This window comes from Nonomuraea sp. NPDC049421 (assembly GCF_040677005.1).
GTDB lineage: Bacteria > Actinomycetota > Actinomycetes > Streptosporangiales > Streptosporangiaceae > Nonomuraea > Nonomuraea salmonea.
The window spans coordinates 34,198-47,873 of sequence record NZ_JBFAQA010000021.1 but is presented as its reverse complement, the minus strand read 5'-3'; the positions used below and the strand labels follow the sequence as shown (position 1 = coordinate 47,873).

Below are 13,676 nucleotides of genomic sequence, written 5' to 3'. Positions count from 1 at the left end.
CCCTGGGCCTCGGCCCTCCCACGAGCCTTGGGGGGCCCGCCGGCCGGCTTTGCCGGCAAAAGATCTACCTCCCGATTTCCCCGGAAAAATCGGGGTTTCTGGATACACCTGTCTAAAACATCCCCTATTTCGGCAAAAGCAGGCCCAAGAGGGCGGCACTCTGGGCCGCATGCGTGACCGGAAAGCTTTTCTGACTGCCATGGCAGGCGCACTTGCCCTGGTCACAGGGCTCACGGCGCCGGCCCAGGCCACCACGACCATCGCCGCACCCGCCGCTCCCACCGTCCGCCAGGACGCTCCCGCCGTGTACGGCCGGGCCGCGTACCTGTTGGACGCGAGCTCCGGCGACGTGCTGCTCGACAAGGCGGGCGGCAAGCGCATGCCGATCGCCAGCCTCACCAAGACCATGACCGCGTACGTGGTGCTGAAGACCGCCAAGCCCACGGACGTCGTACGGATCAAGGCGGCGGACGCCGCGTACGCGGAGGACGGCGGCGGCACCACCGCGGACCTGCGCCCCGGCGACCGCATCACGGTCGGCGAGCTGCTCTACGGCCTGATGCTGCCCTCGGGCGCGGACGCCGCCCACGCGCTGGCCCGCACGTACGGACCGGGCGTCAAGGGCTTCGTCGCCAAGATGAACGCGACCGCCCGCGAGCTGGGCATGAACGACACCGAGTACGTCAACGCCGACGGTCTGCCCACCCCGGCGGGCGACGGATTCTCCACCGCCAGGGACCAGGCCGTGCTGGCCGCCGCCGCGCTGAAGGTGCCCCTCATCAAGGAGGTCGCCGGGACCCGCCGGCACTATCTCGACGGCACCGGCGAGCACCGTTCGTACGTCTGGCGCAACACCAACCGCCTCATCGGCACGTCGGACGCGATCGGGCTCAAGACGGGGTTCACCCGGGCGGCGGGTTACTGCCTGGCGTTCGCGAGCGAGCGCGACGGCCGGCCGCTGGTGGGCGTGCTGCTCGGCGAGTCGAGCTCAAGCCGCCGCTTCGGCACCGCCGAGGAGCTGCTGACCTGGGGCGCCGCCCAGCAGCGCGCCTGAGTCTCAGCGCACGCCGCGGGGCCGGAACTGGATGCTGATGCGGGGCCCCGCGGGGCGGCCCGTCTTGGGGATGGCGTGCTCCCAGGTGCGCTGGCAGCTGCCGCCCATCACGATGAGGTCGCCGTGGCCGAGGTCGTGGCGGATGGAGGGGCCGCCACCGCGCGGGCGGAGCATGAGCGAGCGCGGGTCGCCGACCGACAGGATCGCGACCATGGTGTCCTCGGTGCTGCCCCGGCCGATGGTGTCACCGTGCCAGGCCACGCTGTCGCGGCCGTCGCGGTAGAAGCAGAGCCCGGCGGTGCGGAACGGCTCGCCCAGCTCATCGCCGTAGTGGGCGTCGAGTGCGCGCCTGGCGTCGTCGAGCACGGGGTCGGGCAGGGTGTCGCCCTCGCCGTAGAACGCGAGCAGGCGCGGCACGTCGACCACTCGGTCGTACATGCGGCGCCGCTCGGCCTGCCAGGGCACCTGCTCGGCCAGCCGCTCGAACAGCGTGTCGGCGCCGCTCAGCCAGCCGGGCCGCAGGTCGATCCAGGCGCCGTGGCCGAGGTGGGTGCGGCGGACCGAGCCCGCCAGGGGGCCCAGCCCGAGCTCCTCGTCGAAGCCGAGCAAAGATGCTTGGAACGCGGCTGTCATGGTGCCGAGTGTATGCCATTCTTCAAACACGCATTCGACTTGGGCGGAAGTGCCGTACGCGAGGGCGCCGAAGTGTCACGCTGGAAGCCGCCGGATATGAGTGGCATCGCCCCTTCGAGAGACCACAGCCGAGGCGCAGAGGCCACCCACCGCTCTCCCCCATGCGAAGGAGCAGGCCATGCTCACCACCGCCTACCTGCCTGGCGCCCCCTCCTGGCTCGACGTCACCACCCCCGACCTGGAGGCGTCCACCGCCTTCTACACCGGCCTGTTCGGCTGGGACTCCGTGTCACTGGGCCCCGCCCACTCGGACTACCGCTTCTGCCAGGTCGGCGGGCGCACCGTGGCCGGCATCAGCCCGCACCTGCCGCCGGGCGGCCAGTCGGCCTGGCTGACCTACTTCCACACGCCCGAGGCCGACGCCGTCGCCAAGCGGGTCGAGCAGGCCGGAGGCAGGCTGCTGGCCGCGCCGCGGGACATCGAGGGGCAGGGGCGGATGGCGGTGTTCGCCGACCCGGCGGGCGCGTCGTTCGCCGTCTGGCAGCCCGGCGGCACCCCGGGGCTCGGGCTGGTCACCGAGCAGGGGTCGCTGTGCTGGGTCGAGCTGTTCACGCCCGGCCCGGACGGCGTCAGGGACTTCTACCGGGCCGTGTTCGGCTGGCGGATCGAGGACCTGCCGATGGGCGGGGAGACCTATCCGGTGATCACGCCGGCCGAGGGTGACGAGTCGGCGTCCGTCGCGGGCATCGTCCGGCTGCCGGAGGGCGAGCGCGCGCACTGGCTGCCGTACTTCGAGGTGCCTGACTGCGACGCGACGGCGGCGCTGGCGCAGCGGCTCGGCGGCACGCTGCGGGGGCCCGCGACGACGACGGAAGGGGTCGGGCGGATGGCGTTCGCCGCCGACCCGTTCGGCGCCGCGTTCGCGGTGATCACCAGCTCGGCCTGACCGGGGTCACAGCGGGCGGCGGCCGGCGAAGCCCAGCTCCGTACGGTGATACCAGCCCAGCTCGCGCTCGCCCTCGATCCAGCACAGCCGCACCGAGACACCGTCGAGCACGGCGGGGAAGTCGACGAGCACCGGCGCGATGCCCTTGACCTCGATGCCCTGCTCGCTCCAGCCGCTGACGAGCTCCTCGATGCGCGCCTGCAGCCCCTTCAGCTCGGGCAGCCCGCCCCGCTCCGACCTGCCGCCCGAGCGGCGGGCGAAGTCGATCTCGGCCAGGTCGGCGCGGGCGGCGATGACCTCGGCGGCGTCGTGGATGACGCCGGGGAGCAGCGCGCGGGCCTCGTCGAGGGTGAAGAGCCGGTCCATGCCCGCCAACGTTAGCGGTTGGGCTCGTAGGCGTGGACGAGCAGGCGTTCCGCCTCGTCGAGGTAGCCGTCGAGGTAGGCGGCGGCCTCGTCGGGCCGGCCCGACTCGATGAGGCCGAGCAGCACGTGGTTGCGCTCGACGAACGGCTCGTGGAAGGCGCGCGGGTTCTCCATCACGTGGAAGACGAGCCGCAGCTCGGCGAAGAGCTGGCGCATGGCCTCGTCGATCCTGGGGCTCTCGTTGAGCGAGACCAGCGCCTGGTGGAAGCGGATGTTGGCGGTGCCGACGCCCTGCCAGTCGTCCTGGGCGACCGCGCGCTCGGCGTCCTGGAGCGACTCCTTGATCAGGGCCAGCGCGCGGTCGGACGGCGGGCGGCGCACGGCGGCGCCTTCGAGCACGCGGCGGACGCGGTAGAGGTCGGAGACGTCCTCGGCGGACGGGAGCCGGACGAAGACTCCCCTGTTGAGCCGGTGGTCGAGCAGGCGTTCGTGGCCGAGCAGCCGGAACGCCTCGCGCAGCGTGTTGCGTGAGACGCCGAGCGCCTCGGAGATCGACTCCTCGGACAGACGCTGGCCGGGCTGGAAGAAGCCCTCGCTGATGCGGTCACGCAGGATGTCGGCCACCCGCTCGGCCGTGCTGCTGCGTCCCAGACGGGGCCGGTCCTGGGAGAGATCAGCGACCACGTTATCCACATTTAACAGATAATCATGGAGCAAACCTCTTGTCGAATTGTTCAACGATCCTTACGTTGAAACTACTCCCCAATCGACATAAGGAGCGATCCGATGTCAGGCTCCACGCAACAGACCCGGCGGGTGATCCTCGCCAGCCTGATCGGCACGTCGCTGGAGTGGTACGACTTCTTCCTCTACACCACCGCCGCGACCCTGGTCTTCCCCAAGCTGTTCTTCCCCTCACTCGACCCCTTCACGGCGGTCCTGGCGTCGCTGACCACCAACGCGGTGGCGTTCGTGGCGCGGCCGCTCGGCGGCGTGGTGTTCGGCCACTTCGGCGACCGGGTCGGCCGCAAGACGGTGCTGGTGGTGACGCTCCTCATGATGGGCGTCTCGACGTTCCTCATCGGCGTGCTGCCCGGCTACGCCGCCGTCGGCGTGCTGGCGCCGGTCCTGCTCGCGCTGCTGAGGTTCGTGCAGGGGCTGGGGCTGGGCGGCGAGTGGGGCGGCGCGGTGATCATGTCGCTGGAGCACGGCGACGGGCGCCGGCGCGGCTTCAACGCGAGCTGGCCGCAGGTCGGCGTGCCCGCCGGTTATGTGCTCGCCACCGGCCTGCTGACGATCATGTCGTTCACCATGTCGGACGCGGCGTTCCTGTCGTGGGGCTGGCGGGTGCCGTTCCTGCTGTCGGGCGCGCTGGTCTTCGTCGGGCTGTGGGTGCGGATGCGGATCACCGAGTCGCCGTTGTTCGCCGAGGTCTCCGAGCAGGGCGCGACGGCCAAGATGCCGCTCGTCGAGGTGCTGCGGACGCACCCGCGGGCGCTGCTGTCGGCCTTCACCGCGCGCATCGGGGTGGACGTGGCGTTCTACACCTTCACCGCGTACATCATCGTCTACATCACCGGGACGCTGAACCTGCCGCGCTCGTACGCGCTGAACGCCGTGCTCATCGCCTCGGCGCTGCAGCTCGCGCTGATCCCGCTGGCGGGCGCGCTGTCCGACCGGTACGGCCGCCGCCCCGTCTACCTGGCCGGCGTGATCGCCGCCGCGGTGTGGGTGTTCGTCTTCTTCCCGCTGCTCGACACCGGCTCGTTCCCGCTGATCGCGCTGGCCGCCGTGGTGGCGCTGGTGACCCACGCCGCGATGTACGGCCCGCAGGCCGCGTTCATCGCCGAGCTGTTCAGCACCCGCCTGCGCTACAGCGGCGCCTCCATGGGCTATCAGGTGGCGGGGGTGGTGGGCGGCGCGCTCGCCCCGATCATCGCCCTGCAGCTGTACGAGTCCTTCCAGTCCACGATCGCGGTCTCCGTGTACGTCGTCGCCGCCCTCGCCGTCACCGCCGTCGGCCTGGCCATCGCGCCGGAGACCCGCGACGTCGACCTGGCCGAGAGGCCGGAAGAGGCCAGGAAGGCCCCGCAGGTGGGCCCGTTCGCCTGACAGACCTCGCAGGGGATGCCGCGAGAGCCGCGGGCGGTGGCTGCCGACACCGCCCGCGGAAGCTTTTCCGGGCGCCGAAGCCCCTAGTCAACAGGGTTGTGACCGTATCGCCATCGATTCACAGAACAACCGTCTCCGAATAGGCATAAACTGCCCGCCTGTGAGCCTGCCTGTACGAGAACGTTCCCCCCGGCCGGGCGGCGGTCGTCACCGCCGTCCCGTGCCCACGTCCTTGCCGCCCGACGCCCCCGTGCTCGTGCTCGCCACTCCCGGCACGACGGACGGCGTGGCCGAGGAGATCGCGGCCGTGGTCCGCGTCGACAACCCCCAGATCGAGGTGCGCCTGACGAGCGTGAGCGACCTGGCAGACTCTCTGCCCTCCGGCCGCGAAGCCGTCGTCGTACCGCTCCTCACCTGGGACGATCCCGCCGTCCTCGCGGAGATCGGCAAGGCCGTCGCCGCCACCGGCACCGGGGCCGCCGTCACCGAGGCGCTCGGCCCGCATCCGCTGCTGGCCGAGGCGCTGCACATCCGGCTGGCCGAGCGCGGCCTGGCCAGGGCCGACCGGGTCCGCCTGCTGAACGTCTCCAGCCCCGTCGACGCCGTCATCCTCGGCACCGTGGGCGGAGAGCGCGCCGTGCACGCCGTGCAGGCCACCGCGGTGCTGCTGGCGTCCAGGCTCACGCTGCCGGTCGTCGCGGCGTCGCTGGACAGCGAGCCCGGCGTGCCGGTCGCGGCCCAGCGGCTGCGGGCGGCGGGCGCCGAGCGGCTGGCCATCGCGCCGTGCATGATCGGCCACGAGGCTCCGTACGCGCTGATCGAACAGGCCGCGGCGGCGATCAGCGCCGGCCACGCCGAGCCGCTCGGCGCGCACGGCGCCGTCGCCGAACTTGTCGCGCGAGCTTACGGCAGTCAACTCGCGACTTGACAAGGGCTTGTAGAGATCACGGAACTCGCGTTACGGTCGGCGCATGCGCCGCGTGGTCTGCGAGGGCGAACGCGTCTGCCTCCGTGACGTCACGGAGGCGGACATCGCCGCTCTGCACGGGGTCTACGGCCATCCCGTCGCCACCCAGCACGCGCCCTTCGCGCCGCGCAGCCTCCAGGAGGTGACCGGCCTCGTCGAGGAGGCCGTGCGGGCGGCCGCCGCCGAGCCGCGCCTGCTCTACGTGCTGGCCGTGCTCGACGCGGGCCGCCGCGACGTGGTCGGCGTCGCCCGGCTGCGCATCGAGGCCGAGCTGCCGCACAGCGCCGAGATCGGGTTCGGGCTCCATCCCGAGCAGTGGGGGCGCGGCATCGGCACCGACCTCGTACGCCTGCTGCTGTCCTTCGGCTTCAAGCAGCTCGGGCTGCACCGCATCTGGGGCGCCCGCTCCCCCGCCAACCTGCCCGCCCAGCTCGCCATGCTCACCGCGGGGATGGTCGAGGAGGGCCGCATCCGCCACCACCTGCCCACGCCGAACGGCTGGCGCGACTCCATCGTGCACTCGGCGCTGGAGGACGAGTGGGTCGAGCGCTGATCCCCACTTCCCGCGCTTCGTGAGCGCTGGGTCAAGTCCGGGCGGAGTCGCGGGCCACAGGATTGTCGGTGCGGCATCCTACGATGAGGCCTCTCACGGAGGGATAGTCACATGCTCGACTCGCTGATCGTGCCCCTGTTCGTCACCACGGACCTGCCGCCCGGGGCGGACCTGGCCGAGTTCGGCGAGCTGCTCGCCGAGACCGCGCGCTCTCTCGGCGACGAGGGGGCGGGCTATCCGGCGTTCCTGGCGGGCAACGTGTTCTGGCTCGACCGTCCCGTGCTGCCCGGCCAGCGCCCGCCTTCCGAGGGCGAGCTGCGCTTCGCCGGCATGCTGGGCTATCTCGCCGCCTCCGGCTCCGGGCAGGGGCCGCGCGAGGTGGTGTCCGACGTGCGGCGGGCGATCGGGGCCGCCGTCACCGCGCGCTACGGCGACGTGGGCGTGCCGCCCGCCGTGTTCGCCATCCGCGATCACGACGTCCGCGAGCGCACCCCCGGCAAGGCCATCTACGTCGACACCCGCGACGGGGCCAGCGAGCTGGTGAGCGCGACCCGGTCCTACCTCTAGCCGCGCTTCCCCGGCTCGTGCGATCGTGAGCCCATGGCGGTGCTCGGCGCGTTCTGCTTCGGACTGGTCATCGGCTGGATCACCCACGGGCTGCTGCGGCGCCGCGCGTCCGCCGCCGACGTGGCGGCGGTGGTGGCCGTCGTGGGCGGCGGGTTCGTGGTGGCGCTGCTCGCCTCGCCCTCGGTGTTCGGCGGTTACGCGGTGGGGCTGCTGGTCGCGTTCTTCGGCTATCTGGTGCTGGTGACCCTCATGCCGGGGTCGAAGTGGACGGGTGAGCCTCCCGGCGGGCCGATCAGCACGTACGACGCCCAGAGGTCCGGCTCGGCCGAGCCGTAGAGCTCGCGCAGCCCCAGCACGGCGGCGCGCAGGGCCGTGGCGGGGGCGTCTCCCGCGCGCAGGCGCATGATGAGGTCGGGCACGAGGGCCCGGCTGATCTCCTTGGCGACCGGCCGGAGAGGGAGCAGCACGGCGCGGGCGCCCGCATGCAGGAACGCCTGACCCAGCGCGGCCACGGCCGTGCCCGTTCCCGGCGTCGCGGTGTGCGGGGTGTGCGGGGTGTGCGGGGTGAGCATGACGAGGTCGGCCGCCACGTTCATGGTCATCAGGCGGCGGGCGGTCAGGAGGCCGTCGGCCAGCACGACGCCAGAGCCGAAGGGGTCCTTCTCGTCCAGCACCATGCCGGTCGCCAGATGCAGCACGGGACGCACGCCTCGCAAGTCGGCCGCGGTGGCCGTGACGGGGGTGGTGCCGAGCAGCGCCGCCGCCTCTTCCTCCTGGCCGATCACCAACGGTGTGCCGCGCCGCGCCTGCGGCCGGCCCTCCGTCGTGGTGGCGGGGGCGTAGGTGACCGGGCCGTGCTCGACCAGGGACCGGCCGCCCGAGGGTGTGAGCGCGTGCAGGGGGATGCCGTGCAGTCCTGGACCTGGGAGCAGGTGGAGCAGGTCGCCGCTCTGGAGGTCGAGGTTGCGCAGGGCCTCGGTCAGCAGGCCGTCGGCCACGCGCCGCCACACGTCGGCGCGGTGGCGGCGGGCGTCGATGTCGAGGAGTCCTGGTCTGGGGGCGTACGTGGTGTGCAGGAAGTCTGTGAGCAGTTCCCGGCCGACGGTGGTCGTGCAGGCCCGGGGCTCCGGCCAGCCCGTACGGTGGGCCAGCACGGTCGTGGTGCCGACGCTCTCGTCCAGGTGGAACGCCAGCATGGCGACCGTCCCGCGCGTCCCCGGGGCGGAGGTGGACCGGCGGCGCAGGGACACGTGATGGGGGGCCGAGGGGGCCATGCGGCGCCACACGGCCTCCAGGTCGGTCCTGGCCGCGCGGGCGCGGTGGATGAGGCGGGCGGCCCGGTCCGGGTCCCTGGTGTGTCCTGCGGCCGTCATCAGGGTCTGGACGGTGGTCAGGGCCTGCTGCTCGGCCTCCACGAGGTTCGCGGGAACACCCTCGGGCGCCGGCCAGGGCCGGTCGTCCAGGTGGGCCGCGAGGGCGGCCACCCTGGCCTGCTCGGCGTGCTCCCAGGCCGTCCCGCCCCGTCCGAGGGTGACGGCCAGGTGGACGGCTCTCTCGCGGGAGGGGGCGTGACCGAGCGCGCAGGCCCGCTCGGCGTCGGCCAGCGCTCCTGCGAGGTCGCCCAGCTCCTCCGCGGCGACCGACCTCAGGTGGTACGCCGTCCGCAGCTCGATGTCGTGGCCCAGGTCGGTCAGGGCGCCGATGGCCGTACTGAGGCGGTGCCCGGCCCGGTCGTACGCGCCTGAGCCCAGGTCGAGGACCGCGAGCCGGCACTGCGCCACCGCCTCCCCCGCCCTGAACCCGCTCTCCTGCGCCAGCGCCACGGCCTCCTCCAGCCACCTGACGGCCTGGATCCTGCCGGTCTGTTCGACGGTCGGCCGGGCGAGCGCCACCAGGGCGAGGACGGTGCCGCGGGCATCGCCGTGGGCGCGTTGCAGGTGCAGGGCACGCTCGGCGAGAGGCCGAGCCCCTTCGAGATCACCCCGAAGCTCGTGAACGAGGGCGAGGTCCGCGTAGGCGGCGGCGAGGTCGGCGGGCCGGCCTGCGGCGCGGCCCAGCTCCTCACCGAGCGCGATGGCGTCACGGTAGCGGGCGGCGGCCTCGTCCAGCTCACCGAGCTTGAGGTGAAGAGCGGCACGACCGACGAGGAGTGGAATGCGAAGGAAACGCCACACCGAAGGCGCCGTCAGCCCTAACCCCTCCTCGTAGGCTGCACCGGCCTCCCTCCACCTCGCCGCATCGGTATAGGCCGCCCCGAGCAGGGCGAGCGCTCCGGCAAGCTGCGCAGGCACCGCACCCCGGGCCTCCTCTACGGCCGCCTCAAGGTGCGTGATCGCCTCCTCCGCCCGCCCCAGCTCCAGAGCCGCCGCCCCAAGGTTCCGCAGATGCTCACCCACCCGCTCATCACGCGACTCCCACCCTCGCGCGGCGTACGCGTAGGCGGCAGGCAGGTCGCCCAGGGCCCGGCAGTAGCCCGACAACTTGACCAGCAAATACGACCGATCCCCAGCCTCCAACCCCGCGAGAGGCTCCCCACCCTCCGAATCGCGGCCCCGCGTAGAGGCGTCCGGCGCGGCGGTGCCCAATGCAGGGGTGCCAGGTGCGGGGGCGGTGTCGGTGGGTGGGGATGGGGTGGGGGCGGTCAGGGCTTGGGCGGCGAGGGTGCGGGCCTGGGCGAGGTCACCGGCCGCTTCCGCTTCGGCGAGCTGAAGCCAGAACTCCAAGCGAGCCACGGCATCGCTCCAGCGCCCGCCCGCACGCAGGGAGGTGAGTGCGGCCCGGCCACGGGTGAGGTCGCCGAGGGTCAGGTGGAGGGTCGCCAGGCGGGACAGGGCAGCGGCGTCGATGTCGCTGTTCATCGCGGCGATGAGCTCGAACGGCGCTTCCTCGACCGGTTCCGCAGCTGAGTCGCCCGCAGGACCACCCGCCGACCCCCGCGCGGGGCCTTCAGCCGGAGCGCCCCCAGGACCCTCCGTCCGAGTGCCCGCAGAGGTCACCGTCCCAAGGTCCGCGGAACCGGCCGCAGGGCCCTCCGTCCGTGTGGCGGCGGGACCGCTCACAGGCTTTTGAGCGCCCGCGGGACCGCCGTCTGGCCCTTGTGCCTGAGTGCTCGCCGAGCCTCCGGAGGTGCCTGGTGAGGCGGCTGTGGAAGTTTCGGCAGGCGGGGGGAGGTGGGGTTGGAGGAGGGTGAGGGCGGTTTCCAGGCTCTGGCGGGCGGCGCGGTAATCGCCGCGATGTTCCAGGGCGAGGCCCAACTTGATGGCGGTCAGGGCCGCTGGTTGGGGGTGGCCGGTGGTGTGGAAGGCGGACAAGGCGGCTTCGAGGGCGGTGACCTGGGCGTTGAGGTTGCCCGTGCGGCCGTGCAAGGCTGCCAGGCGGTCCTGTACGACGCCCTCAGCCAGTTGGTCGTCGGCCGCCAGCGTGAGGGCTGTGTGGAGGCGTTCCTCGGCCTCCCCGAGGCGGCCCAGCTCCACGTCCACGGCCGCGCGGCCGAGGGTGGCGACCAGGAGGGCGTAAGGGTCGGAGCCAGCGGTTTCGAGTGCGTGGTCGAGGTCGGTCAGGGCGTCGTCCGGGAGGCCGAGGGCGGTCAGGCAGGAGGCGCGCATGGTCAGGGCCAGCGACTCCTTGACCGGGCTGTCCAGCTGGGCGAACGCCTCCGCCGCCGCCCCGAAGGCCTCCATCGCCTGCGCGGACTCCCCCTCCCCGTACGCGAGAACGCCCAGGTTGTACCGCACAGAGGCGGCGCCGTCGGGGTTGCCGAGGGCGTCGTACTCGCGTCCGGCCAGCTCGAAGGCGACCCGGGCCCCACCCGCGTCACCACGGCCCCGGCGGCGCTGCGCGATGCGGTACCACTCGTCGGCCGGCTCGCGCCGCCGCCCGTGCCGCCGCACGATCTCCACGAGCCGGGTCTCGCAGGCGGCGGCCTGCCCGGGGTGGCCGCGTACGGCGAGCAGGACGGCGTGCGCGTCGAGCGCCCGGCACGCCTCCTCCCAGTCCCCGGCCGCCTCCAGCTCGATGGCACAGGCGGTGATGCGTTCGCCGGCGGCGGTGAGGTCGTCCTGGTCGAGCGCGGCACGGGCGGCGAGGACGAGGGCGAGCGCGGCGCGGACGGGTTCGCCCACGTCCAGGTGCAGGTTCCGGGCCCGGCCGGCGCACTCGACGGCGGCGGCCGGGTCGCCGGCGGCGAGATGGGCTTCCGCGGCGTGCCGGAGGTGCGAGGCCTCGTCGGCGGGCAGCCCCGCCTCCTCGCACAGGGTGGCGGCCCGCCGGTGAAGGTCGGCGGCGCGGGCGGGCTCACCGGCGGCGAGGTGGAGCAGGCCCATCCGGGTCAGCTCCTGGGCCTCCGCACGGGGATCTCCGAGGTCATGGTGGACGTCCGCGGCCCGCGCGTACGCCGCCAAAGCCTGCCCCGGCTCGGCCAGCCCGCCCAGCCGGGACAGCACGGCGGCGGCGCGGGACCGTTCCCCCGCCGCCTCGAACGCCTCCGCCGCCCGCTCCAGCACGCGGCCCGCGACGCCCGCCCGCCCGGCCTCGGCCAGCCGCTCCGCCGCCTCGGCGAGGAACTCACCGCGCTCCGCCTCGCCCTCGGCCCGCCGCTCCGCCACCTGGAGCAGCGTGAGCGCCCGTTCCTCGCGCGGCGACCGCAGCGCCAGCTCGGTCGCGGTCGCCGCGAGCTGCTCATCCACCTCCCCCGCCCCGTCGAGCACGCGCGCCAGGGCGGCGTCCAGGGCGGTGTCCAGGGTGGAGTCCAGGGTGGAGTCCAGGCCGACGGGCTCACCGGTCAAGGACAGTGCTTCGGTGAGGTCGCGGGGGTCCTGGTACGCCATGTGCCGCGCCAGCAGCGCCTTCACCAGGGCGCGCCGGGCGCCGGCCTGGCCGTGTGCGTCCTTCGTGGCCAGTTCCACGGCCTGGCGGGCTGCTTGGACGGCCTCCCGCAGATCGGCGGCACGCCGGTCGCCGTCGGCGCTGGAGGCTCGCCGGCGCAGCACCTCCGACATCAGCCCGTACGCCTCGGCCCGCCGGGTCAGACCTTCACCCGCCGCGAGTGCCTCCCGCAACACGGAGACGGCCTCGTCGGCGGGGTGAGGGATGCCGTGCGGCGCGGGGCCGGTCGTCAGGTGGAGGGTGAGGGCTTCGGCGAGGAGGAGGAGCGTGTCGGGGCGTTGCGGGGCGTGGTCGCCGTATGCGGACAGGGCGGCGCGGGCCGCGGCGATCGGCACGGCCGGGTCGCCGTCCGTCAGGGCCGCCAGTTCGAGCAGGGCGGTGGCCGAAGCGGTGAGGAGGGCGGGCTTGGCGGGGTGGCCGTCAGGGACCAGGGCGAGCGCGTCGCGGCGGGCCTCGACGGCGGACTCCAGGTCCGCGGGGTCGCCGCTCACCTCGTGGCGGCGCATCCTGCGGTCGCCGAGCAGGCGCAGCCGGACGAGCGGGTCGGGCAGGTCGCGTACGTCCTCGTCGGGGGTGACGCGCAACGCGTCGAGCATCTCCAGGCCGGCTTCGAGCGAACGTTCGTCGCCCGTGACGACGTACCACTCGATGAGCCCCGACGCGTACGGCGCCAGCACCCCCGGATGCGCCCACCGCTCGTGCCAGGAGTCCAGGGCGCACTGCCCGACCCTGATGAACGCTAGCAGGTCGTCGTCGGCCCAGGAGGCGACCGAGCGGGAACGGGTGAGCTCGACGAGCGCGAGCAGCGCCCGCGACCGGTCCCGCTCCCCCGACTCGGCGGCCGCGAGGTACGCGGCGGCCAGCTCGTCGTCGCCGGGCGCCGCGAGCGCGAGGGCGGCGGCCAGGTCGCGGGTGTAGGCGGGCTCGCCGAGGGCGGCGCGCAGCAGCATGTGGACGGCGTCGTCGATGATCTCGCGCCCGCCGGTGGCCTCGTGGAGGCGCACGAGCCCGGCTCCGAGCGGCCCCAGCGCGCCGGGCGCCCACGAGGGGTCGGACGAGCGTACGGACTCCTGCAGCAGGAACTCGCCGAGCCGCTCCGACACCTCCGCGACCGGCTCGGCCATGGCCCGCCGGACCAGGGCGTGGATGAGCAGCCCCACGTGCCGGTACGCGCCCGGGTCGACGTGCCTGAACACCTCCTCGACCAGCCCCGCCCAGGTGCCGGCCGACTCGCCCGGAGGGAGTTGGGAGCCGCGCAGCTTCTCCGGCAGCCGGCCGGGGTCGACGACGGCCACGGCGGCGAAGAACGCGCCCGCCACCGCCGCGTCGCGCGTGGTGCGCGGGTCGAGCCGGTAGCGGGCCAGGTGGAGCATGCCGATGAGCCGCCAGGTGGCCGCGTCGGAGCGGCCGCCTGAGCAGGCCAGCATCGCCTGCTCGGCCTCGGACAGCGCCGCGGGATCCCAGATCAGCTCGGGATCCGCGGCCTGTTCGAACCGCTCGATGCGGGCGGCCAGCGCCCCGGCCGGATCGGTCATGGGCAAAGACTCTCATTGGCGTGCCGCCCCGTACAGCGGCTCCCGGGGTGGGGCGGTGAG

General features: G+C 73.6%; 11 protein-coding genes. 7 read left to right on the top strand and 4 right to left on the bottom strand.

Translation table 11 applies throughout. The features are described 5' to 3' along the window. Positions 1–199: 199 nt before the first annotated feature. Positions 200–1,054, top strand: coding sequence for a serine hydrolase (locus tag AB0K18_RS31165; RefSeq protein WP_364921323.1), 855 nt, complete (start codon positions 200–202; stop codon positions 1,052–1,054). Between the two features lie 3 nt (positions 1,055–1,057). On the opposite strand, the gene AB0K18_RS31160 is transcribed toward AB0K18_RS31165, so the two are convergent. Further along, positions 1,058–1,687, bottom strand: coding sequence for an alpha-ketoglutarate-dependent dioxygenase AlkB (locus AB0K18_RS31160; RefSeq protein WP_364556122.1), 630 nt, complete (start codon positions 1,685–1,687; stop codon positions 1,058–1,060). Positions 1,688–1,865: 178 nt separating this feature from the next. On the opposite strand from AB0K18_RS31160, the gene AB0K18_RS31155 reads away from it, so the two are divergent. Continuing rightward, complete coding sequence (locus tag AB0K18_RS31155) at positions 1,866–2,633, top strand: VOC family protein (RefSeq protein ID WP_364921320.1); 768 nt, start codon at positions 1,866–1,868, stop codon at positions 2,631–2,633. Between the two features lie 6 nt (positions 2,634–2,639). Here AB0K18_RS31155 and AB0K18_RS31150 read toward each other — a convergent pair whose 3' ends face one another. Beyond that, positions 2,640–2,999: a DUF2203 domain-containing protein gene (locus AB0K18_RS31150; RefSeq protein ID WP_364921317.1), complete on the bottom strand. Its 360-nt coding sequence runs from the start codon at positions 2,997–2,999 to the stop codon at positions 2,640–2,642. Positions 3,000–3,010: 11 nt separating this feature from the next. Beyond that, positions 3,011–3,682 carry a GntR family transcriptional regulator gene (locus tag AB0K18_RS31145; RefSeq protein ID WP_345386576.1) on the bottom strand — a complete coding sequence of 224 codons (672 nt, stop codon included), beginning with the start codon at positions 3,680–3,682 and terminating at the stop codon, positions 3,011–3,013. 102 nt (positions 3,683–3,784) lie between these two features. Here AB0K18_RS31145 and AB0K18_RS31140 point away from each other — a divergent pair, with 102 nt between their 5' ends. The 5 genes from AB0K18_RS31140 to AB0K18_RS31120 all read left to right on the top strand — a co-directional run bounded on the left by AB0K18_RS31140 (position 3,785) and on the right by AB0K18_RS31120 (position 7,533). Next, positions 3,785–5,110: an MFS transporter gene (locus AB0K18_RS31140; protein WP_364921314.1), complete on the top strand. Its 1,326-nt coding sequence runs from the start codon at positions 3,785–3,787 to the stop codon at positions 5,108–5,110. A gap of 220 nt (positions 5,111–5,330) precedes the next feature. Then, positions 5,331–6,038: a hypothetical protein gene (locus AB0K18_RS31135; protein WP_364921311.1), complete on the top strand. Its 708-nt coding sequence runs from the start codon at positions 5,331–5,333 to the stop codon at positions 6,036–6,038. A 43-nt stretch (positions 6,039–6,081) separates the two neighbouring features. Next, positions 6,082–6,630, top strand: a complete 549-nt coding sequence (locus tag AB0K18_RS31130) for a GNAT family protein (RefSeq protein WP_364921308.1) — start codon at positions 6,082–6,084, stop codon at positions 6,628–6,630. 111 nt (positions 6,631–6,741) lie between these two features. Next, complete coding sequence (locus AB0K18_RS31125) at positions 6,742–7,197, top strand: hypothetical protein (RefSeq protein ID WP_364921305.1); 456 nt, start codon at positions 6,742–6,744, stop codon at positions 7,195–7,197. 33 nt (positions 7,198–7,230) lie between these two features. After that, positions 7,231–7,533, top strand: coding sequence for a hypothetical protein (locus AB0K18_RS31120; RefSeq protein WP_364921302.1), 303 nt, complete (start codon positions 7,231–7,233; stop codon positions 7,531–7,533). Here AB0K18_RS31120 and AB0K18_RS31115 read toward each other — a convergent pair. Beyond that, positions 7,425–13,616: a CHAT domain-containing protein gene (locus tag AB0K18_RS31115; RefSeq protein ID WP_364921299.1), complete on the bottom strand. Its 6,192-nt coding sequence runs from the start codon at positions 13,614–13,616 to the stop codon at positions 7,425–7,427. The genes AB0K18_RS31120 and AB0K18_RS31115 overlap by 109 nt on opposite strands. Positions 13,617–13,676 lie beyond the last annotated feature (60 nt).